The organism is Nocardia australiensis, from assembly GCF_020733705.1.
In the GTDB taxonomy this organism is placed as follows: Bacteria; Actinomycetota; Actinomycetes; order Mycobacteriales; family Mycobacteriaceae; genus Nocardia; species Nocardia australiensis.
The window spans coordinates 642,127-668,196 of sequence record NZ_JAJFZM010000001.1; the positions used below are offsets into that span (position 1 = coordinate 642,127).

The 26,070-nt window shown below is 68.3% G+C and carries 1 protein-coding gene (only partly in view); it reads right to left on the reverse strand.

The whole window is internal to a non-ribosomal peptide synthase/polyketide synthase gene (locus LKE06_RS03020) on the reverse strand: the coding sequence, 43,734 nt in all, runs 14,286 nt past the left edge and 3,378 nt past the right edge, and what appears here is coding positions 3,379-29,448 (codon 1,127, complete, through codon 9,816, complete); the first complete codon in reading order (the gene reads right to left) occupies nt 26,068-26,070. Both the start codon and the stop codon lie outside the window.

Here is a 26,070-nt window from a genome sequence, read left to right on the forward strand (position 1 = left end):
GGCGACGACGAGCCTGGCACCGATCTGCAAGGGCCAGAAGAACTCCCACACCGACACGTCGAAGGTCGCGGGGGTCTTCTGCAACACCACATCGGTGCCGTCCAGACCGTATTCGGCCTGCATCCACACCAGCCGGTTCACGATCGCGCCGTGGCTGACCGCGACACCCTTCGGGCGGCCGGTGGAGCCGGAGGTGAAGATCACGTACGCGGTGTTCGACGACCGCAGCGGCGAGCGCCGCTCGGCGTCGGTCACCGGCGCGTCGGAGTAGGCCGACAGATCCAGGGCGTCGATCTCGATGGCAGTGGTATCGCCCGCGTCGAACGCGTCGCCGGATGTGGTGAGCACGCACACCGGTTCGGCCGTCGCCAGCACGTAACGGGTGCGGTCGGCCGGATGGTCCGGGTCCAGCGGCACATAAGCGCCACCGGCCACGGTCACCGCGTACATGCCGACGACCAGGTCCAGCGAGCGGCGCATACCGAGCGCGACCATCGCATCGGGGCCGACCCCGATGTCGATCAGGTGCCGAGCCAGGCGGTGCACCCGAGCGGCGAATTCGCGGTAAGACAGGTTCGCGTAGCGAATCGATGAGGGGTGGTGGTCGGGCGACGGGTGGGCAAGACTCGTACCCTCGAACGTCAGCGCCGTGGCTTCGGGCGAGCGCCGCGCCTGTGTTTCGAACAGCGATACCAGCGTGGCTTCGGCGTCCACCGGGTGTGCCGTGGCATTCCAGGTGGCCAGCACCCGGGTGCGTTCGTCGTCGTCGAGCAGGTCGATATCACCGAACGACACGGCCGGATCGGTGACGGTGGCGTTCAACATAAGCACCAGCCGCCGCGCGAACGAGGCGATGGTGCCCGCGTCGAACATATCGGTGGCGTAGGCGATGTCGGCGGTCATCCCGTCGGCGGCGGTACCCGAGAAGTTCAGGTGCAGATCGAACTTCGCGGTCACCACGTCCAGTGGTACCCCCGAGACCTCGAGCCCGGGCAGCTCGAAGGTGGTCTCGCCGGTGTTCTGGAACGACAGCATCACCTGGAACAGCGGATGACGTGCCTGCGAACGAGCCGGGTTGAGCAGTTCGACCAGCCGCTCGAACGGCAGATCCGCGTGCCCGAAGGCGGCGAGATCGGTTTCGCGGGTCTGGGCGAGCAATGCGGTGAACGGCTGCGCCGGATCCACCGTGCTGCGTAGCACCAGGGTGTTGACGAACATGCCGATGGCGTCGTCGAGGACGGCCTCGCCGCGACCGGCGACCACGGTACCGATGGCCACATCGTCGCTATTGGACAGGCGCGCGAGCAAGGCCGCGAAGGCCGCGTGCACCACCATGAAGAGGCTTGCGCCGTGTGCGCGGGCCAGCGCGTCGAGGGCATGCACCAGCTCGGTGTCGAGCGAGAACTCGTACACCCCACCACGATTGGTCGCGACGGCCGGACGCTTGCGATCCGAGGGCAGGTCCAGCTGATCGGGCAGCCCGGCCAGGTTGGCCGACCAGTAGGCGACCTGCTGGGCGATCAGCGAGCTCGGATCGTCCTCCGAACCGAGTGTTTCCCGTTGCCACAGTGCGTAATCGGCGTACTGGATCGGCAGCGGCGCCCAGCCGGGTGCCTCGCCGCGCGTGCGCGCCGCGTAGGCGATCATCACGTCACGGGCCAGCGGGCCGACCGACCAGCCATCGCCGGAGACGTGGTGCACCACGAAGACCAGCACATGCGTGTCCGGTTGCGAACCGTCCATCGAGCCTGCGATCCGCAACAGTGCGGCCCGCACCGGAACAGCCGTGGTGACGTCGAAACCGGTCAGCACCAGTTCGGTGATGCGGTCGTGAATCTCGGTCTCCGACACCATGATCGGGGTCAGGTGGAACAGGTCCTGCCCGGCGGGCAGGACCACCTGCACGCCCTGGCCGTCGGCGGTCTCCGGGTAGACGGTGCGCAGCACCTCGTGCCGGTCGACCACGTCGGCGACCGCCATGCGCAGCGCCTCGGCGTCGAGTGTGCCGGTCAGTCGCACGGCCATCGGAATGTTGTTGACGGCGGTCTGGTTGTCGAACCGGTTGAGGAACCACATGCGCTGCTGCGCGAGCGACAGCGGGATCTCCTGCGGGCGCGGTCCGGCCACCAGTTCGCGGCGTCGTCCGCTACCGGCCTCGGCCGACGCGCGGGCGGCCAGCGCGGCCACCGTCGGCGCCTCGAACAACTCGCGCACTGCGAGATCGGCGTCGACGGCCGCGTTGATCCGGGCGACAACTCTGGTCGCCAGCAGCGAGTTACCGCCGAGTGCGAAGAAGTCGTCATCGACGCCGATCTCCTCGATACCGAGCAGCTCGCCGAATACACCCGCGACGGCCTGCTCGACCGGGGTGCTCGGGGCGCGGAAGGCCGCCGTGCTGACGAATTCCGGTGCGGGCAGCGCCTTTCGGTCAAGTTTGCCGTTGGGGGTGAGCGGCAGCGTGTCCAGCACGACGATCGCGTCCGGAACCATGTAGGCGGTCAGGAATTCCGCGACCTCGTCGCGCAGTTCGACCGGATCGATCGCCACACCGGTATCGGGCACCGCGTAGCCGACCAGGCGATCGCCCGCGTGCTCGTCGGCGATCACCATCACCACGGCCTGCCGTACGCCCGCGCACTGCACCAACGCCGATTCGATCTCACCGAGTTCGATGCGGAAGCCGCGCAGCTGCACCTGCTGATCGCTGCGGCCGGCGTATTCGAGATTCGCGGCCTGGCCCGCACCGAACCACCGGCCGACGTCGCCGGATCGGTACATGCGAGAACCGGGTTCGCCGAACGGATTCGCCACGAAGCGAGCCGCGGCCAGGCCAGGCCTGCCGAGGTAACCGCGCGAAAGCTGCGCGCCGGTCACATAGATCTCACCCGCGACACCCACCGGTGCGGGCGCGAGGCGCGGGTCGAGCACATAGGCGCTCAATCCCGGTAGCGCCCGGCCGATCACGCTGGCCGGGTTGTCCACATCGTCGTCGCCCAGCGCCAGATACGACACGTGCACCGTGGTTTCGGTGATGCCGTACATATTCACCAGTCGCGGCGCGTCCTGCGGATGCCGCTCGTACCAGCGGCGCAGCTGACGCAGATCCAGCGCCTCGCCGCCGAAGATCACGTAGCGCAACGCGAACTCGCTCGCCTGGCCCGAACCGGCGGCCCGGTCCGCCTCGATCAGCTGATAGAACGCCGACGGAGTCTGGTTCAGCACCGTCACCTGGTCGCGAATCAGCAACTCGCGGAACAATTCCGGTGACCGCGAGGTCAGGTAATCGACGACAACGACGGTGCCGCCGGTGGCCAGCGCGCACCACAGTTCCCACACCGAGAAGTCGAAGGCGAAGGAGTGGAACAGCGTCCACACATCGGTCTCACCGAACTCGAACAGCGGTTCGGTGTTGGCGAACAGCTCCGCCGCGTTGCGGTGGGTGACACCGACGCCCTTCGGCACACCGGTGGAACCGGAGGTGTAGATGACGTAGGCGAGGTTGTCCGCGCGCAGCGGTCCGCGTCGGTCCGCATCGGTCAGCGCGTCGTCGGCGAACTCGGCGGTGTCCTCGAGCAGCACCACCGGGATATCGCCCGCAGGCACCGCGGGCACCTCGTCCGCGCTGCTCAGCACGCACACCGGCGCCGCGTCGGCGAGCATGAACTCGAGGCGCTGCACCGGATAGGTGGTGTCGATCGGAACGTAGGCCGCGCCGGTCAGCAGCACACCGTAGAGCGCGACCGGCAGGTCCTCGGTACGCGCCAGCGCGACGGCCACCAGTGATTCGGGTCCGACGCCGCGCGCGATCAGTGCCCGCGCGACGCGGTTGGCGCGACGCGACAGCTCACCGAAGGTGACGGCGGTATCGCCGAAGCGCACCGCGGCCGTGTCCGGATGCCGCCGCACCTGACGGTCGATCAGCTCGACCAACGTCACCTCGGGCACCACCGCGCCCTGGGTGTTCCATTCGCGCAGCACCAGTTCGCGTTCGCCATCGGCCAACAGGTCGATATCGCCGACCACCGCGCCGGAGTCGGCGGACACCGCGGCGAGGACACGTTGCAGCCGGTCGGCGAAATCGGCGACCGTGGCGGGCTCGAACAGGTCTGTGGCGTAACTGAATTCGGCCGACATTCCGTGCGCGAGTCCGTCTGGGCCGACGTTCTCGACGAGCGTCAGCTGCAGATCGAACTTGGCAAGCGGCACCGCGAGATCCACGCCCGACACGGTCAGCCCGGGTAGCTCGAGCGCCGCGGGCGCGGTGTTCTGGAAGGTCAGCGCGACCTGGAACAGCGGGTGTCGTGCCGGGGAACGCGCCGGATCGAGCACCTCGACCAGCCGCTCGAACGGCACGTCCGCGTGCCCGAAGGCGTCGACGTCAACGCGACGGACCGCGCGCAGCAGCTCGTCGAACGCGACGGCGGGGTCGATCTCGGTGCGCAGCACCAGGGTGTTGACGAACATGCCGATCAGGTCGTCGAGCGCACGTTCGCCACGACCCGCGATGGGCGTGCCGATCGCGATGTCCCTGGTGCCCGACAGCCGCGCGAGCAGTACCGCGAGCGCGGCGTGCACAACCATGAACAGCGTCGAATTGTGCTGCTGGGCAAGCATTCGCAGCGCGGCATGCACCTCGGGGTCGACGGTGAAGCCGACGGTGGCGCCGCGATTGGACGCGGTGGCCGGGCGCGGCCGGTCCGCGGGCAGATCCAATTGCTCGACCAGGCCGCCCAATTCGTTGCGCCAGAAGTCGATCTGCCCGGCGATCAACGATGCCGAATCGTCTTCGGTGCCGAGCACCGCGCGCTGCCAGAGCGTGTAGTCGGCGTACTGGATCTCGAGCGGCTGCCACGCGGGCTCGTCGCCGTCGACGCGCGCGCTGTAGGCGATCATCACGTCACGGGTGAGCGGTCCCATGGAGAAGCCGTCGGCGGAAATGTGGTGTACCACCAGCGCCAGCACATGCTCGGTGGGGCTGATCTCGAACAGCCTGGCCCGGAACGGCACCTCGACAGTGACATCGAAGGCGGTCAGCACCACATCCGAGAGCCGCTGCGGCAGTTCGGCTTCGGTGATGTCGATCGGCGTGAGATCAGGAATGACCCGGCCGGTGGGGACGGTCTGCTGGTAGCCGACGCCGTCGATCTCCGGGTAGTAGGTGCGCAGCGACTCGTGCCTGGCGAGCACGTCGGCCACCGCGATCTGTAGCGCCTGCCGGTCGAGCAGACCCGACAGTCGCACCGCGGCGGGAATGTTGTCGGCGGCGGCCGCGGCATTGACACCGTCCACCACATTGCCCGCGTTGAAGCGGTTGAGGAACCACATCCGCTGCTGCGCCAGCGACAGCGGCACCCGATCGGGTCGCCGCTGCGGCACCAGTGCCGCGCGTGCGCCCGCGCCCGCCCGCGATTCGGTGCGGGCCGCGAGCGCGGCCACGGTGGACGCCTCGAACAGTTCCCTGACGCCGAGGTCGGTTTCCAGCGCCGCCGCCAGCCTGGCCGCGACCTGGGTGGCCGAGAGCGAATTGCCACCGAGTGCGAAGAAGTCGTCGTCGAGGCCGACCCGCTCCACACCGAGCACCTCGGCGAAGGTCCGCGCGACGATCTCCTCGACCGGCGTGGTCGGCGCGCGGAACACCGCGGCCTCGAACACCGGTGCGGGCAACGCCTTGCGGTCCAGCTTGCCGGAGGCATTGAGCGGGAACTCAGGCAGCACGATAACCAGCGCCGGGACCATGTAGGCGGGCAAGCGCGCGCCGAGGTCCTCACGTACCAGCTCGGTGTCGATCCGCGCATTCGGCGCGGCGACCACGTACGCGACCAACTGATCACCGGTGTGGGTATCACCACGCACCACCACGACCGATTGCGCGACCTCGTCGAGACCGGTGAGCGCGGACTCGATCTCGCCGAGTTCGATACGCAGACCACGCAGCTTGACCTGGAAGTCGGTGCGGCCAAGGTATTCCAGCTCACCGTCAGCGGTCCAGGACACCAGGTCGCCGGTGCGGTACATGCGGGCACCGGCCGCACCGAACGGGTTCGCGACGAACCGGTCAGCGGTCAGATCGGCGCGTGCGACATACCCGCGTGCCAGCTGCGTGCCCGCGAGATACAGCTCACCCGCGACACCGACCGGCGCGGGCCGCAGCCGCGAATCCAGCACGTGCACCTGGGTGTTGAATACCGGGGCACCGATCGGGACGGTGTCGGTATCGGCATCGGTCACCTCGTGGAAGGTGACGTCGACGGCGGCTTCGGTCGGGCCGTAAAGGTTGTGCAGCACCGCACCGGTCAGCTCGCGCAGACGATGCGCGGGCTTGGGCGAGAGTGCCTCACCGGAGGCGAAGACCATCCGCAGGCAGTCGCATCCCGCAGCCGCGGCGTCAGCCGCTCGCGTCTCCGCGGAGGGGCCCGTGTGCGCCGCGAGCCCACTCAGGAATACCGCGAGCATGGACGGCACGAAGTGCGTGACGGTCACCCGTTCGGTCGCGATGACCTCGGCCAGGTAGGCGGGATCGCGATGGCCGTCGGGTCGCGCGACCACGAGGCGCGCACCGATCTGCAACGGCCAGAAGAACTCCCACACCGACACGTCGAAGGTCGCCGGGGTCTTCTGCAGTACCGCGTCCGCTTCGCTGAGACTGTAGGCGGACTGCATCCACACCAGCCGGTTGACGATGGCCGCGTGCGAAACCGCGACGCCCTTCGGCCGCCCGGTCGAACCGGAGGTGAAGATCACGTACGCCGTATTACCCGGGTGCAGCGGCGCCCGCCGCTCGGCATCGGTGATCGGAGTTTCGGCGAGGCCGGACAGGTCGAGCAGGTCGATACGTACCTGCGCGGTGTCGATGTCCAGATCGCTGTCGGAGGTCAGCACACACACCGGATCGGCCGTGGCCAGGATGTATTCGGTGCGCTCGGCCGGATGGTCGGGATCGAGCGGCACGTAGACGCCACCGGCCATCGTCACCGCGTACATGCCGGCCACGAGGTCGATCGAGCGGCGCATCCCCAGTGCCACATAGGATTCCGGGCCGACGCCGCGTTCGATGAGCCAGCGCGCCAGCGGGTAGACCCGCGCGGCGAACTCGGCGTAGGTGAGACTTGTCCCCTCGAAGGTCAGCGCGGTCGCCTCCGGCGTCTTCGCCAGCTGCGTTTCGAACATCGACACCAGCGTCGCCGTGTCGTCGACCGCGTGATCGGTGGCATTCCACCCCGCGACGAGCGCACGCTCGGTGGCATCGACCAACTCGATATCGCCAACGGCCACATCGGGTTCGGTGGTGATGGCGGCGAGCACCCGTACCAACCGGTCGGCGATACGGCGCACCGTCGGCTCGTCGAACAGGTCGCGCAGGTAGCCCGCGCGGATCCGCAACCGCGAATCCAGCTGCGCGATCAGGGTCAGCGGGTAGTGAGTGGCGTCGGCGGCGTCGATATCGACAACCGCCATGCCGTCGATGTCGGCGGCCTGCGCCTGAATGCCCTCGGCGTCCACCGGATAGGACTCGAACACCACCAGCGAGTCGAACAGGCCACCGATACCGGCGGCGGACTGGATGTCGGCGAGGCCGACATAGTGGTGATCGAGCAGATCCGCCTGCTCGCCCTGGGTACGGGTCAGCAACGCGCTCGCCGACTCGGTGGCATCGAAACGCACCCGGACGGGCACGGTGTTGATGAACAGGCCGACCATTGACTCGACCCCGGACAGCTGGGCCGGGCGACCGGACACGGTGGTGCCGAACAGCACGTCCTCACGACCGGTCATGCGGCCGACCAGGATGCCCCAGGCGACCTGCAACACCGTATTCGGGGTGACGCCGAGGGATGCGGCCAGCTCGGTGAGACGCGCGGTCGCGGCCTCGTCGAGCTCGAACAGGTACTCACCCGAGAGCGCGGTGATCTCCCGGCCGGAGTCGGGACGAGCGAGCAGCGTCGGCTCGGTCACGCCGCGCAGCGAGTCCGCCCACACGGCCACCGACGCCGAATGATCCTGTTGCGCGGTCCATTCCAGGAAGTGCCGGTAGGAGCGGGCGGCGGGCAGGGCGGCGCGATCGGAATGGGTCGCGTAGAGCACAAGCAGATCGCGCATGAGGAGCGGCATGGACCAGCCGTCGAGCAGGATGTGATGGTTGGACACCACGAACAGCCAACGGTCGGCCTCGGTCCGGATCAGCGTGAACCGGATCAGCGGCGGCGCGGTGAGATCGAAGCGCCGCATCCGATCGGCGTCGATCAGGTCGGTGGCGACACCGGTTTCGCTGCGGTCGTATTCGGCCCAGCCGACCCGCGCGCTGTCGAGCACAACCTGTACCGAACTGCCGTCCGCCGCGGTGACGAAGGCGGTGCGCAGCGTCTCGTAGCGATCGATGAGAGCCTGCGCGGCCGAACGCAATCGGGCCGCGTCGACCCGGCCGGTGAGGGTGAGAACCGACTGCGCGGTGTAGACGTCGACCGAGGTGGCTGCCAAGCGCGCGTGGAACAACAGGCCGGCCTGCAACGCGGACAGCGGCCACACGTCGGCCAGCGCGGGGAAGCGCTGCTCCCAGCCCTCGATATCACGCTGAGTGGTGCGGACCAGTCCGAAATCGGATGGCGTATGACCACCGGCGGAAGCCGAATTCGCATGCTGGGCAACGGCTTCCAGCGCCGTCGTCCACAGGCCGGCGAACTCTGCGACAGCCTCGGCGTCCAGCAGTGTCGAGGGGTAGCCGATATTCGCGCTCAGCTTGTCGCCGACCACGATGGCATTGATATCCAGCGGTGCCATGGCGGGCATATCCGCGTCGTAATCGCCGCCGAGCGCACCCAGTTCCGGAGCCGGAATCCAGCCGAAACCGCGCAGCGCCTCGGGGACGTCGCCGTCGGAGACGCGACCCAGGTAGTTGAAGCTCACCTGGCCGGGCTGCGCGAGCGGCAGTTCGGACGCGGTGTCGGAATTCGCGTAGCGCAGCAGCCCGTAACCGACGCCCTTGTCCGGCACCGCGAGCAGCTGCTCCTTGACCGCCTTGATCGCCTTGCCGAGAGCGGGCCCACCAGCCAGCGCCGCGTCGATATCGATACCGGCCAGGTCCAAGCGCACCGGGAAAATCGCGGTGAACCAGCCGACCGTGCGCGACAGATCCGCGCCGGGAACCACGTCTTCTTCGCGGCCGTGGCCCTCGAGACGCAGCAGCAGCGCGTCGTCAAGACGGGCATCAGCCCGGCGCGCACGCCATTTCGCGGTCGCCAGCGCGAGCGCGGTGAGCAGGCCGTCGTTGACCCCACCGTGGAACAGGGCGGGCACTGTGGTCAACAGCGCCTTGGTGACCTCGGCGGATACCTCCACCCGCAGCTTCTCCACGACACCGGAGGTATCGACCGTCGGGTCGAGCGCACGCTCGGTGAGCAACGGATCGGCGGTCGCGACCACCGAACGCCAGTAGTCGAGTTCGGCGAGGCGGCGCGGGCTGCGCGCCTCCTCGGCCAGTGCCTGCGCCCAAGCCCGCATCGAAGTCGACGGTGCCACCAGTTCAGGTGTCTGACCGGCGGTGATCTGCCCCCAGGCCGCGACGAAATCGGGCACGAGGATGCGCCAGGACACGCCGTCGACCACGAGGTGGTGCGCGACGACGATGAGACGTCCGGCCCGCGTCGCGCTGCTCGGTTCCAGCCACACGAACCGGATCACCACGCCGGCGGCCGGATCCAGGCGATCGAGGGACGCGTCCAACGCGGTGGCGGCGATCTCGAACAGCGCGCCGTCGTCGATACTCGCGTCGAATTCGGTGCGGTCGATCAGTGCGTCGACGTCGACCGTTGCGGGAGCGGCGGTTTCGACGACCCAGTCGGATCCGGCGCGGTGCAGGCGCGAGCGCAGCATGTCGTGCCGGTCGATGACCGCACCGGCGGTGGCGGCGATGCCCGCGCGATCGATTCCGATCGGCAGTTCCAGCGCCATGGTCTGGTTGAAGCGGCCGAAGGACCCATCCCGCTCCGCCATGAATCGCACCACCGGGGTGAGCGGCAGTTCGCCGACACCGCCACCCGCGGGCTCGGCCAGCGTGCTCGCCGCCGGCGCCTCGGCGTCGGCGGTTTCGGCGACCGCGGCCAGTCCGGCCACCGTGCGCTGCTCGAAGACATTGCGCGGGGAGAAGATCACGCCGCGTGCCTTGGCCCGCGACACCAGCTGGATGGAGACGATGCTGTCGCCGCCGAGCGCGAAGAAGGAATCGTCGACACCGACACGTTCCACACCGAGCACCTCGGCGAAGACCTCGGCAATGGTGTGCTCGATCGGCGTGCGCGGCGCGCGGAAGATGACCTCGGTCGCGAATACCGGCTCCGGCAGCGCCCTGCGGTCCAACTTGCCGACCGGGGTCAGCGGCACCCGGTCGATCACCATGACCGATGACGGCACCATGTAGGCGGGCAAGCGGTCCTCGACGTGCTCGGTCAGCGTCCCAACATCGATCGACTGTCCCTGCGCGGCAACAACATACGACACCAGCGAGACCGCACCGGCGGCATTCTTGTGGCCGACGGTTACCGCGAAGTCGACGGTTTCGTGCGCGGCGAGCGCGGCGTCGATTTCACCGAGTTCGATACGGAAGCCTCGGACCTTGACCTGGAAGTCGGATCGTCCGACATATTCCACCTCGCCGGTGTGGGTCCAGCGGACCACGTCACCGGTGCGGTACATGCGCTGCCCAGCGACATACGGGTTCGCGACGAACCGGTCGGCGCTCAGCGCGGCACGAGCGTGGTAGCCACGCGCCAACTGGATGCCCGACAGATAGAGCTCACCCGCGACACCCACCGCAGCAGGCTGCAGCCTGCTGTCGAGGATCAGCGACCGCATGCCACGAATGGGTCCGCCGATGGTTACCGTCTCGCCGGCCACCAGCGCATCGCTGATGTTGGTCATGATGGTGGTCTCGGTGGGGCCGTAGCCGTTATGGAAGGCACGCACGCTGCCGTCGGCGAGCGGAATCGCCCACTTGGCCACCAGATCCGCGGGCACCGCCTCGCCACCGGCGACCAGCACCCGCAGCGAATCCAGGCCGGTCGGGTCGAAGGTGGCCAGCGCCGCCGGGGTGATGAACGCGTGCGTGACCTGTTCGGTGCGGATCAGCTGCGACAGTTCGTCACCGCCGTAGACACCGGGCGGCACCACGACAAGCGCACCGCCACGGCCGAGTGCGAGCAGCAGCTCGAGGATCGACGCGTCGAAGCTCGGCGAGGCGAAATGCAGTGCCCGCGAATCGGAATCGAGCGCGTAGCGCTGCGCCTGCTCGGCGCTGAAGTTGGCCAGGCCGGCGTGGGTCACCACGACGCCCTTGGGTACACCGGTGGAACCGGAGGTGTAGATGACGTAGGCCGGATGCTGCGGGCGCAACGGGCGAACCCGGTCGGCGTCGGTGATCGGCCCGCCGTCGAACGCGTCGAGGTCGAGTTCGTCGAGCACCAGCCAGCGCACCGCGCCGGATCGAGCCGCTTCCGATGCCCCCGCGTGGTCACGCTCCGCTACCGCCTCCGGGCCCGCCGGTCGCGACGCGGTCTCGGGCAGACCCGTGCGGACCGAGGCCACGGTCAGGCCGATCGGAGAACCGGAATCAGTGACCATGTGCGCGATGCGCTCGGCCGGATAGTTCGGGTCGACCGGAACGAACGCCGCACCGGTCTTGGACACGGCCCAGGCGGCGAAGACCGAATCCGCCGAACGCGGCACACCGACCGCGACCAAGTCCTCGGTGCCGATACCCTCGGCAATCAACAAGCGGGCCAGGCGGTTCGAGCGCTCGTCCAACTCGCCGTAGGTCAGCGTCGTGCCCTCGAACACGACCGCGGGCGCGGCGTGATCGTGCGCGGCGGCCTCGGCCAGCAGCTCGGGCAGGGTACCCGGCGATACGGCGGGAGCTCCGGTGCGTGACACCAGCTCGGCCCGCTCGGCGGCGTCGAGCACGTCGATCGCGCCTACGGTCGTCGAAGCATCGCTCGCCACCGCCTCCAGCACCCGCCGCAGGCGTGCGGCGATGGCCGACGCGGTCGATTCGTCGAACAGTTCTGTGGCGTAGGTAAGTGCCAAAGCCATGGCGCCCGAACCGGATTCGCTCTCCGAGAGAGTGAACTGCAAGTCGAAGCGGGCGATATTCTCGTCGAGGTCGAGCGCCGATACCGACAGACCCGGCAGTTCCAGGCTGGTGCGATCGAGGTTCTGGAAGGCCAGCATCACCTGGAACAGCGGGTTGCGCGCCTGCGAGCGTTCCGGTGCGAGCAGTTCCACCAGTCGCTCGAAGGGCACGTCGGCATTGCCGTAGGCGTCGAGGTCGGTGGTACGGGTGCGATCGAGCAGTTCGGCGAACGATTCGCCCGGCGTGATGACCGTGCGCAACACCAAGGTATTGACGAACATGCCGACGAGATCGTCGAGCGCCTGCTCACCACGGCCCGCGATCGGCGTGCCGATGGTGATGTCGTCGCTGCCCGACAGCCGGGCCAGCAGCACCGCGAGCGCGGAATGCATGACCATGAACAAAGACGCACCGCGGCGGCGTGCGATTTCGTCCAGTTCGCTGACGAGGTCGGCGGGCAGTTCGGTGTGCACGGTCGCGCCGCGATGGGAGGCGATCGCCGGGCGCGGCCGGTCCAACGGCAGAGTCAGCTCGTCGGGGACACCGTCGAGTGCGCGCTGCCAGTGCGCGACCTGACGGGCAAGCAGCGATTCCGCGTCGTCCTCGGTGCCGAGGACCTCACGCTGCCAGACCGCGAAGTCGGCATACTGCACCGGCAGCGGCGCCCAACCTGGCGCACTGTCCTGGGCGCGCGCGGTGTAGGCGAGCATGACGTCACGGGTCAGCGGCGCGATCGAGAATCCGTCGGCCGCGATGTGGTGCACCACGACGACGAGCACATGTTCCTCGGCGCCCGCGCGATACAGCCGGGCCCGCAGCGGAACCTCTTCGGCCACATCGAATCCGGTGCTGACGAACTCGGTCACCGCGGCAGTCAGTGCCGCCGGATCGACCGCGACCGGATGCAGGTCGAGCGCGATGTCCTCGGCCGCGTCGATGACCTGGGACGGCGCGCCGCCGTGCTCGGGGTAGCGGGTGCGCAGCGATTCGTGCCTGCGCACCACATCGGCCACGGCCAGCCCGAGCGCCTCGACATCGAGTGCACCCGACATCCGGATGGCCACCGGCAGGTTGTAGGCCGCCGAGGCGGTGTCGTACTTGTTGAGGAACCACATGCGCTGCTGTGCGAACGACAGCGGCACAAGTTCATCGGCGGAGCGTTTCCTCGCGACAAGGCGAGCGCGCGCGTCGACGCCGGTGTGCGATTCCACTCGCGCGGCGAGCGCGGCCACGCTCGACGCCTCGAACAGCGCACGCACCGGCACCGTGGTACCGAGCGCCGCACCGATTCTGGCGACCACCCTGGTCGCGATGAGCGAGTTGCCGCCGAGGTCGAAGAAGTCGTCGTCGACGCCGACCCGTTGCAGGTCGAGCACGTCGGCGAATACCGAGGCCACAGCCTCCTGCACCGGCGTCACCGGGGCACGGAATGCCTTGGCCCGCGCCGCGGGCGCGGGCAGCGCGCGACGGTCCAGCTTGCCGTTGACGGTAAGCGGAATCCATTCCAGCCGCACCAGCGCGCCGGGAACCATGTAGGACGGCAGTCGTTGCGCCGCACCGCTGCGAACCTCGTCGAGATCGGGCGTGAGGTCCGGATCGGACACCACATAGGCCACGATCCGCTGATCGCCCGGCTGATCCTCGCGCACGATCACCGCGGCCTGCGCGATACCCGGCTGTGCGAGGACGGCCGATTCGATCTCGCCGAGCTCGATCCGGAAACCGCGGACCTTCACCTGATCGTCGGCGCGACCGAGGTATTCGAGTTCGCCGAAACGGTTCCAGCGCGCGAGGTCACCGGAGCGGTAAAGGCGGGTCCCCGCCGCATCCGAGCCCGCGAGCGGGTTCGCCACGAAGCGGGTCGCCGACAGATCCGGCCGCCCGAGGTAGCCGCGCGCCAATTGTGGTCCCGCGACATACATTTCGCCCGCGACACCGACCGGCACCGGCCGCAACCGGTTGTCGAGCACATACACGCTCAGGCCCGCGATCGCCCGGCCGACAATACTGCCGGACGCGGCCGCGATCGTCGCCGCGTCGAGCGCGCGGAAGGACACGTGCACGGTGGTCTCGGTGATGCCGTACATGTTGACCAGGGTTGGGGCCGAATCACCGTGACGGGCAACCCAATCCGAAAGGCGACGCAGTTCCAGCGCCTCACCGCCGAACACCACGTAGCGCAGCGCCAGCGGCGCCGCGTCGCGCGCGGCACCCCGGTCGGCCTCGGCCAGCTGGTAGAAGGCCGACGGCGTCTGATTGAGCACCGTCACCCGCTCCACACGCAGCAGTTCCAGGAACTGTTCGGGGGAACGCGAGGTGTAGTAGTCGACCACGATCAGGGTGCCACCGAAGAGCAGCGGGCCCCACAGCTCCCACACCGAGAAGTCGAACGCGTACGAGTGGAACAACGTCCACACATCATCGGGACCGAAGCCGAAGTCCCGATCGGTATTCGCGAACAGCCGCACCACATTCCGGTGCGCGACCGCGACACCCTTCGGACGACCCGTCGACCCCGAGGTGTAGATCACATACGCGACATGATCGGGTGAGAGTGTCGAGAGCCGGTCCGCGTCGGTGATCGGCGCGTCGTCGGCGTCTTCGACGGTGCCGGTCTCCACGGCGAATCCGTCGAGCACTACCGCGGGCAGGTCGGCGGGCACCGTCACCTGCACCGTCGAATCGAGGATAACGCTGGTCGGACGCGAATCCTCCAGCACGAAAGCGATTCGCTCGGCCGGATAGGTCGGGTCGACCGGCACATAGCCCGCACCGGTCTTCACCACCGCGAGCAGCGCGACCACCAGATCCAGCGAGCGCGGCAGGACCACCGCGACCAGCGATTCCGGCCCGGCGCCATCGGCGATCAGCCTGCGCGCCAGCACATTCGCGCCACGATCCAGTTCGCTGTAGGTCAGCGACTCGACACCGAACTTGGCCGCGATCCGGTCCGGATGCGCGGCGGCGGCCTCGTCGAACAGGTCGACCAGCGTGCGGTCGGCTCCGGCGAAACGGCCGGTGGTGGTGTCGGTGCCGGAGGAAGCCCAGCGCTGCGACACGTCGAGCCGCTCGGCCTCACCGAGCAGGTCGATATCGCCGACGACAACGGCGGGCTCCTCGGCGACGCTGCGCAGGATCCGCACCAGGCGATCGGCGAACGACGTCACCGTTTCCGGATCGAAGAGCTCGGTAGCGTAGTTCCACGACAGCGCGAGCGAGCCGTCGGCGGCCGCGCCGACGGTGAGCTGCACGTCGAACTTGGCTGTGCCCGCGTCGAATTCGACGACATTGAGGTCGAGGTCGGGCAATGCGACGGTGCCGACCTCGGCGGCGGTGGCCGCCTCGAAGGTCAGCGCTACCTGGAACAGCGGGTGATGGGCCTGCGAGCGGGCCGGGCTGAGCACGTCGACGAGCCGTTCGAAGGGCACATCGGCGTGCGCGAACGCCGCGAGGTCGGTGCGGCGCACCTGCTGGAGCAGATCGGTGAACGTAGCGCTCAGGTCGATCTCGTTGCGCAGCACCAGGGTGTTGACGAACATGCCGACCAGATCGTCGAGCGCGCGTTCACCGCGACCGGCGATCGGAGTTCCGATCGCGATATCGGTGCTGTTGGATAGGCGCGCGGCCCAGGTTGCCAGCGCGGCGTGCACCACCATGAACAGCGTGACGCCATTGGCGCGCGCCACCTCGGCCAGCGCGCGATGCAGTTCGGCATCCACCGAGAAGCTGTGCAGGCCACCGGCATTGGAGGCGACCTCCGGGCGCGGGCGATCGGCGGGCAACTCGATCTGGTCGGGCAGGTCGCGCAGTTGCTCGGTCCAGTACGCGATCTGCGCTGCGGCGATCGATGCCGCGTCGTCCTCGTCGCCGAGTACCGTGCGCTGCCACAGCGCGTAGTCCGCGTACTGCACCTCGAGCGGGGTCCAGGTCGGCATTTCGCCACGGGCGCGCTCGGTGTAGGCGACCACCACGTCACGCAGCAGCGGACGTAGCGAGAAACCATCGGCACTGATGTGGTGCATGACCAGCACCAGCACATGACTGTTCGGCGCGACGGTCAGCAGATCGGCCCGGAACGCGATCTCCCGCGTCACATCGAAGTGCGCGCTCGCGAGTTCGATGATGCGCGCCGACAGCCGCGGGGTGGCCACGGTCTGGGTCGCCAGCGCGAAGCCGGTCTCCTCGACCGAGAGCACCCGCTGGAAGCCGGTGCCCTCGAGCTCGGGGTAGACGGTGCGCAGCGCCTCGTGCCTGGCGAGCACGTCACCGATCGCGGATTCCAGTGCGGCGGTATCGAGTTCGCCGGTAAGCCGTAGGGCCACCGGGATGTTGTTGACGGCGGTGCGGTTGTCGAAGCGGTTGAGGAACCACATCCGCTGCTGGGCCAGCGACAGCGGCACCAGTTCGGCGCGCGGCTGCGCGGTCAGTACCGCACGGGCGCCTCGGCCCGCCGCCGATTCCACCCGCGCGGCCAAAGCCTCGACATAGGTCGCCTCGAACAGCGCGCGCAGCGGGATCTCGGTATCGAGTGCGGTCCCGAGCCGGGCCGCCACCTGGGTGGCGACCAGCGAGTTGCCGCCGAGTTCGAAGAAGTCGTCGTCCAGGCCGACCCGCTCGACGCCGAGCACCTCGGCGAAGGTATTCGCGACGATCTCCTGCACCGGGGTGACCGGCGCGCGGAATACCTTGGCCGCGAAGGTCGGTTCGGGCAGCGCCTTGCGATCGAGCTTGCCGGATGCGTTGAGCGGGAAGGCGACGAGCGGCACGTATGCGGCGGGCACCATATAGGCGGGCAGCCGCGTGCTCAGCGCGGCCTTCACCGCGTCGACATCGATGCTGTGGCCGCTCTGCGCGATCAGGTACGCGACCAGCTGATCGCCGGTGCGCGCGTCGGCGCGCACCACGACCACCGACTGCGCCACCGAATCCAGTGTGGTGAGCGCGGATTCGATCTCGCCGAGTTCGATGCGCAGACCACGCAGCTTCACCTGGAAATCGGTGCGGCCGAGGTATTCCAGCTCGCCGTGCTCGGTCCAGGTGACGAGGTCACCGGTCCGGTACATGCGCCCGCCGGTGCCGAACGGGTCGGCGACGAATCGCTCGGTCGTCAGATCCGGGCGGCCCACGTAACCGTGCGCCAACTGCGCGCCGGCCAGATACAGCTCACCCGCCACCCCGACGGGCACCGGACGCAACCGCGAATCCAGCACGTACACCTGGGTGTTGAACACCGGCGCGCCGATCGGTACCGACACGGTATCGGCGTTGGTGACCTCATGGAAGGTGACGTCGACGGCGGCCTCGGTCGGGCCGTAGAGGTTGTGCAGGCGCGCGCCGGTCAGCTCACGCAACCGTTGCGCGGTCGGCGCCGGCAGACCCTCACCGGAGGCGAAAACATTACGCAGACTTGCGCATTCGGCCGCCGTCGGTTCCCCGACGAAGACCGCGAGCATCGACGGCACGAAGTGCACCGTCGTCACCTGCTCGTCGGCGATCAGCGCCGCGAGATACGCGGGATCCCGATGACCATCGGGCTTGGCGATCACCAGGCGCGCGCCGACCTGCAAGGGCCAGAAGAACTCCCATACCGACACGTCGAAGGTGGCGGGGGTCTTCTGCAACACCACATCGTCGGCGGCGAGGCCGTACTCGGCGTGCATCCACACCAGGCGGTTCACGATCGCGGCATGCGATATCGCGACGCCCTTGGGGCGGCCGGTAGAGCCGGAAGTGAAGATCACGTACGCGGTGTTGTCCGGGCGCAGCGGGCGATGCCGGTCGGCATCGGTGAGCGGTGCGTCGGAGAACCGTTCCAGCTCGAGCTCGTCGATGCGCACCTGACGAGCCAGCGCGACGTCGAGATCCGACTCGGCGGTCAGAATGCAGACCGGTCGCGCGGTCTCGAGGATGTGCTCGATGCGCTCGGCCGGATTGTCGGGATCCAGCGGCACGTACGCGCCACCGGCGGCATTGACCGCGTAGATGCCGACCAGCAGGTCGATCGAGCGCCGCATACCAAGGGCCACATACGATTCCGGGCCGACCCCGGACTGCACCAGCCAGCGCGCGAGCCGGTGCACCCGGGCGGCGAACTCGGCATAGGACAGACTTGTCCCCTCGAAGGTGAGGGCGTACTCGTCCGGTGTCCGCGCGACCTGCGCCTCGAACAGCGATACCAGCGTCGCGGCGGCATCACCGACCGGCGAGACCAGTGCGGCGTCGACCGCGAATTCGGTGTCGTTCCACCGCCGCAACACCCGCCTGCGCTCGGTCGCGTCCAGCAATTCGATATCCCCGACCCGGACCGTGGGCTCGGCGGCCACGCCGCGCAGCACGCGCAGGAAGCGCGCGGCGAACGCATCCGCGAACGCGGCATCGAAAAGGTCGGTGGCGAACAGCAATTCGGCGTCCATCGTGGACGTCTCGCCCGACTGCTCGCTCAGGGTGAGCTGCAGGTCGAACTTCGCGGTGGGCTGGTCGATCTCGAGTTCGGAGACCGTCAGGCCCGGCAGTTCCAGCGAGGTGCGGCCCATGTTCTGGAAGGTGAGCATCACCTGGAACAGCGGGTGGCGCGCCTGCGAGCGCGCCGGGTTGAGGACGTCGACCAGTCGCTCGAACGGCAGGTCCGCGTGCGCGAACGCCTGTAGGTCACGCTCGCGCACCTGGGCGAGCAGATCGGTGAACGAGGCGGCGGGGTCGACCTGGGCGCGCAGCACCAGCGTGTTGACGAATACGCCGACCAGATCGTCGAGCGCCTGCTCACCACGTCCGGCCACCGGTGTGCCGATAGCGATGTCATCGGACCCGCTGAGGCGGGCAAGCAGTGCCGCGAAGGCGCTGTGCACCACCATGAACAATGTGGTGCCGTGCGCCTGCGCGACCCGGGTGAGCTCGTTGACGAGTTCGCCCGGCACCCGGAACCGGTGCGTGCCGCCGTGATAAGACGCGACGGCCGGACGCGGCGTGGTCGCCAGCCGCAATTCGTCCGGCAGTCCGGCGAGCGCCTCGCGCCAGTAGTTCAGCTGCTCGGAGATCAGCGAGGTCGGATCTTCCTCGACACCGAGGGTTTCGCGCTGCCACAGCGCGTAATCGATGTACTGCACCCGCAGTGGCATCCAGCCCGGCTCGGCGCTCGAGGTACGCGCCAGATAGGCGGTCATCAGGTCGCGAACCAGCGGTCGCATCGAGAAGCCGTCGGTCGCGATGTGATGCACGACGAGCACCAGCACGTAGTGCCGATCGGACTGCTCGAAGACACGCAGCCGCGCGGGTGTCTGCGTGGTGACGTCGAATCCGGCGCTCACGAATTCATAGAGCTCGCGAGGCAATTCGGATTCGGCGACATCGACGACCTCGACCACCGGAACCGCCCGGGTGGACGGCAGCACCAGCTGATAGGCGGTGCCGTCGTGCGACGGGTAGACGGTGCGCAGCGTTTCGTGACGCGCGACCACATCAGCGATGGCACCGCGCAGCGCGTTCAGGTCCAGCAAACCACGCAGCCGGACCGCGGCGGGAATGTTGTAGGTCGCCGCGGCGGCGGTGTCGGCACCCAGATCGAACCGGTTGAGGAACCACATCCGCTGCTGCGCCAGCGACAGCGGCGGGTACTCCGGACGCGGCCGGACGCTCAGCGCCGGACGTGCCTGGCCACCGGTGTTCACCTCCATGCGCGCCGCGAGCGCGGCCACCGTCGGCGCCTCGAACAGCATCCGCACCGGGACCTGCGTCTCGAGCGCGGCGCCGAGACGCGCGACCACCTGGGTGGCGACCAGCGAGTTGCCACCGAGATCGAAGAAGTTGTCGTCGATGCCGATGCGATCGGCGCGATCGCCCGCCGCTTCGCTCGCCCCGATGCCGAGTACCTCCGCGAAAACGGCCGCGACGATCTCCTCGATCGGGGTGGACGGTGCGCGGAATTCCCTGGCCTGGAAGGCGGGTTCGGGCAGCGCGCGCCGATCCAGTTTGCCGTTCGGGCTCAGCGGCATTTCGTCGAGCACAACGAACGCGGCGGGCACCATGTACGACGGCAGCTGCGCCCCGATATGCCCCCGCAGTTCGTCCAGGTCGATCACATCGCTGCTGGCGGGCACCACATACGCGACCAGCTGGTCACCGATGTGCCCGTTCGAGCGCACCATGGCGACGGCCTGGGCCACCGAATCATGGCCCGTGAGCGCGGTTTCGATCTCGCCGAGCTCGATGCGCAGACCGCGCAGCTTCACCTGGAAGTCGGTACGGCCCAGGTACACGATCGCGCCATCGGCGGACCGGGTGACCAGGTCACCGGTGCGGTACATGCGGGCACCGCAGACGCCGAACGGGTTGGCCACGAAGCGATCCGCGGTCAGATCGGCACGGCCGAAGTAGCCGCGCGCCAGCTGTGCGCCCGCGAGATAGAGCTCACCCGCGATACCCGGCGCGACCGGGTGCAGCCGCGCATCGAGCACGTAGGCCTGCGCGTTCCACACCGGCAGCCCGATCGGCACCGCGCCGACCACGCCCGCCGCGACTGGTCCATGCGTGGCGTGCACGGTGAATTCCGTTGGCCCGTACAGGTTGTGAAGCCGCGCGTCGCTGACCCGCCGCAGTGCCGCGACCGTGTCACCGGTGAACGCCTCACCGGCCACCAGCAGCACCCGCAGCGAGGACAGCGCGCTGCCTGCGACACCGGCGGCTTCGACGCTGCCCGCGAAAACGCTGAGCATCGACGGCACGAAGGAGGTCATCGTAACCCGGTGCGCCGCAATGACATCCGCGAGATACTGCGGGTCGCGATGTCCATCCGCACCGGCCACCACGATGCGGCCGCCGGTGCTCAGCGGGCCGAACAGTTCCCACACCGACACATCGAATGTCGCGGGAGTCTTGAACAGCACCACATCATCGGCGCCGATCCCGTATTCGCCGGTGATCCAGCGGATCTGGTTCACCGCCGCCGAATGCGCTACGGCCACACCCTTCGGGCGGCCGGTCGAACCCGAGGTGAAGATCACGTAGGCCGGATGCTGCGGACGCAGCACCGTGGTGCGTTGTGCGTCGGTCACCGGCGCGTCCGAGTAACCGGACAGATCCAGCTCGTCGACAAGCAGCGTCGCGAGCGCGCCGCCGTCGAACTCGTCGCGAACAGTGGTCAGCACGCAGACCGGTGCCGCGGTGTCGAGCACATAGTTCACTCGATCGGCGGGCTGATCCAGGTCGAGCGGGACGTATCCGGCACCGGCCGCCTGCACCGCGTACGCGGCGACCACGAGGTCAACCGAACGCCGCATAGCAAGGGCGACAAGCTTTTCCGGGCCGACCCCGGCCTCGATCAGGTGCCGCGCCAACCGGTTCACCCTGGCCGCGAATTCGGCGTAGGTCAGCTGCGATCCATCGGCTGGATCCACGACCGCGACCGCGTCCGGCGTCGCCCGCGCTTGCCTGGCGAACTCGTCCACCAGCGTCGTCGGCGTACCGAGATCGCGCGCGGTCTCGTTCCAACCATGCACCGCCAGATCGGATTCCAGTTCGTCGAGCAGCGCGATATCACCGACCGGCGCGGTCGGGTCAGCGATGATGGCGGCGAGAATCCGGTCCAGGCGACGCGCGAACGCGGCGACGGTGGGTTCATCGAACAGGTCGAGCGCGTAGGAGAAATCAGCAGCCAAACCGGCCGCGGCGCCGTTCTCGTCCTGGGTCTCCTGCAAAGTCAGCTGCAGGTCGAACTTGGCGAGGCGGGCGTCGTAGTCGATGCCGTTGACCGAGAGCCCCGGCAGTTCGAGGTTGGCCTGCCTGGTGTTCTGGAAGGCAAGCATCACCTGGAACAGTGGGTGCCGCGCCTGCGAGCGCGCCGGGTTCAGGATCTCGACCAGCCGCTCGAACGGCAGATCAGCATGCGCGAAGGCACGCAGATCGGTTTCCCTGGACTGGGCGAGCAGGCTCGCGAAACTCGCCGCGCCATCGATCTCGGTGCGCAGGACGAGCGTATTGACGAACATGCCGATCAGGTCGTCCAGCGCGGCCTCACCACGACCGGCGACCGGCGTACCGACAGCGATATCGCTGGTCCCGCTCGCCCGTGACAACAACACCGCCAGCGCACTGTGCATGACCATGAACAGCGACGCATTGTGCATGCGTCCCAGCTCGATCAGCGCGCGCTGGGTTTCACCGGAAATCACGAACGCGTAGGTGCCACCACGATAGGAGGCAAGGGCCGGGCGCGGACGGTCGGCGGGCAGTACCAATTCGTCCGGCAGATCGGCGAGTTCGCGTGTCCAATAGCCGATTTGGCTCGAGATCAGCGAGCCCGGATCGTTTTCGGAACCGAGCACCTCGCGCTGCCACAGCGCGTAGTCCGCGTACTGCACCGGCAGCACCGACCATGCGGGCGCCTCCCATGAGGTGCGCGCCGCGTAGGCGACCATGACATCGCGCGCCAGCGGCCCCATCGACCAGCCGTCGGCCGAAATATGATGTACCACCATGCCGAGCACATACTCGGATTCGCTGATCTCGAACAGGCGCGCGTGCAGCGGCACCTCATCGGTCACATCGAAAGCCATCGACGCGAGATCGATCAGATGCTCGACGAGCGTCTCGTCGGTCACCCGATAGGGCGTCAGGTCCGGCACGATCTGCGCGGCGTCCAGCACCACCTGGACCGGACCGGTCCCGGTCTCCGGGAATACCGTCCGCAGCGATTCGTGCCGATCGATGACATCGATGACCGCGACCTGTAGCGCGGCCACATCGAGGTCACCCGAGAGCCGGATCGCCACCGGAATGTTGTTGACCGCCGACTCGGTGTCGAACCGGTTGAGGAACCACATCCGCTGCTGGGCGAGCGAGAGCGGCACCTCGTCGGGCCGCACCCTGGCCACCAGCGCCTTGCGAGCGCCGTCACCGGCGTGCGATTCGACGCGCGCCGCCAGTGCCGCGACAGTGGACGCCTCGAACAGCATCCGCACCGGCACCCTGGTGTCGAGCGCGATGCCGAGGCGGGAGGCCACCTGTGTGGCGATCAGCGAGTTGCCGCCGAGTTCGAAGAAGTCGTCGTCGACACCGACCCTCGCGATGCCGAGGACCTCGCCGAAGATCTGCGCGACGATCTCCTCGATCGGCGTTGTGGCGGCACGGAATTCGCGCACCTCGAACACGGGCGCGGGCAGCGCCCTACGATCCAGCTTGCCCGACGGGTTGAGCGGGAACGCCGCCAAATCCACGATCGCCGATGGCACCATGTACGCGGGCAGCGTGCGATGCAGCGCGGTGGTGATGCTGTCGGTGTCCACGGGCTCATCCCCGACGACCACGTATGCGACGAGCTGATCACCCGCCACGGTCTCCATGACCAGGACGACGGCCTGGCTGATCGTTGGATGGTCCAACAGCGCCGCCTCGATCTCACCGAGTTCGATGCGCTGGCCACGGAACTTCACCTGGAAGTCGGTGCGGCCGATGTACTCCAGGACACCGGCGGAGCCGACGGCCGGGTCCTGCGGTTCGGTCCAGCGGACCAGGTCACCGGTGCGATACAGGCGCGAGCCGGGCGCACCGAAAGGATCGGCGATGAAACGTTCCGCCGATAGATCCGCGCGGCCGTGGTAGCCGCGGGCCACCTGCGCGCCGCCGAGGTACAGCTCGCCGGGAACGCCGACCGGGACCGGATCGAGTCCCTCGTCGAGGACGTAGCTGCGCGCGTTCCACACCGGCCGGCCGATCGGCACCGACGCGGGCGCGACCTCATCGATATGCCAGGCGGTGGCGTGCACGGTGAATTCGGTCGGGCCGTAGAGGTTGTGCACCGCGGCGGTGGAGAACTGCCGGAACGCGGTCACCGTCGTCGGCGGCAGCGCCTCACCGGCGACGAGAACCGCACGCAGCGAAGCACATTCAGCCGACGAGGCGGCACCGGCGAACACCGAGAGCATCGAGGGCACGAACGAGGTCATGGTGACCCGGTGGTTGCCGATGATCTCCGAGAGGTACATCGGGTCACGGTGGCCGTCGGGCGCGGCGATCACCATGCGCGCGCCGACGGCGAGCGTGCCGAACAGCTCCCACACCGACACATCGAAGGTCACCGGGGTCTTCTGCAGGATCACATCATCGGGGCCGATGCGGTATTGCGCGGTGATCCAGGCGATCTGGTTGACCACGGCGGCATGGCTGACCGCGACGCCCTTCGGGCGGCCGGTCGAACCCGAGGTGTACAGCACGTAGGCGGTGTTCGAAGAACGCAGCGGCGCACGACGTTGCGCGTCGGTGAGCGGCGCGGCGTCGAACTCGCTCAGGTCGAGCTCGTCGAGGTAGAGCACCGGGATCTCGTCGCCCGCTCCCCCGGCGACATCGTCGGAGGTGGTGGTCAGCACGCATACCGGAGTCGAACTGGCCAGCACGTACTCGGTACGTTCGGCCGGGTGGTCCGGATCGACGGGCACATATCCGCCGCCCGCGGCCATCGTCGCGTAAATGGCGACGAGCATGTCCACCGAACGGCGAATACCGACGGCTACCAATGTTTCCGGACCGACGCCCTCGGCGATCAGCCTGCGCGCCAGGCGATTCACCCGCGCGGAGAATTCGCCGTAGGTCAGTTCGATCGGCCTGCCGAACACAGTGCCGCGATGGCCGCCGCCGAAGACGACCGCGATCTCGTCCGGATGCCTGCGAACCTGCTCGTCGAACAGCTCGAGCACGGTAGCGGCGGGCACCTCGGCGCCGGTGCGGTTCCATTCGGTGAGCACCCGGTGGCGCTCGGTGTCGTCGAGAATATCGATATCGCGCACGGCGGATTCCGGTGCGGCGACCGCGCTTTCGAGCACACGCAGGTAGCGGCGACCGAACTCGGCGACGGTCGAGGCGTCGAACAGATCGGCGGCGAAGGACACCACCGCCGACATACCGGCGGGTTCGCCGTTCGCGCCACGTTCCTCGGTAACCGTCCATTGCAGATCGAACTTGGCGATATCGACCTCGAGTTCGTCGGCGGTGACCGACAGACCCGGCAATTCCAGGGTCCCGTGCGAGAGCTCCTGGAACGACAGCATTACCTGGAACAGCGGATGACGCGCCTGCGAGCGGGTCGGGTTGAGCACCTCGACCAGGCGCTCGAAAGGCACATCGGCGTAGGCGAAAGCGGCAAGGTCGTTTTCGCGGGTGCGGGTGAGGAAATCGGTGAAGCGTTCGCTGCCCTCGACCTCCGAACGCAACACGAGCGTGTTGACGAACATGCCGATCAGATCGTCGAGAGCCTGCTCACCACGACCGGCGACGGGCGTGCCGATGGCGATATCGCTGGTACCCGACAGCCGGGCCAGCAGCACCGCGAGCGACGCGTGCAGCACCATGAACACGCTCACGCCCTGCGCGCGGGCGAGCCCGGCGAGGCGAGCATGCAGATCGGCGTCGATATCGAAGCCGATCCGCCCACCGTGGAAGCTCTGCACCGGTGGGCGCTGGCGATCGGCCGGTAGGTCGAGCTGATCGGGCAGACCGGCGAGCGTGCTGCGCCAGTACGCGATCTCGCGCGCGGCCATCGAGTCCGGATCGGCTTCCGAGCCGAGTAGTTCGCGCTGCCAGATGCTGTAATCGCGATACTGCACCGGCAGCGGCGCCCAGGCCGGAACCATATTCGCCGACCTGGCCAGATACGCGGTGGCGACATCGCGGGCCAACGGACCGAAGGAGACACCGTCGGCCGCGATGTGATGCACGACGAACGCGACCGCGTGATCGGGAGTGCCGTTGCTCGACGCACCGGTAACCCGGAACACCCGAACCCGAATCGGCAGCTCGCTCGATACGTCGAATCCGGTGGACGCGAATTCGACAAGCACACTGTGTAGTTCGGCGTCATCGATCGTCTGCACGGCGATGCCGAGATCTATGCCCTCGATCGGCAGTACCTGCTGGTAGGCGCCCGCACCGGACTCGGGGAAGATCGTGCGCAGCGATTCCTGCCTGGC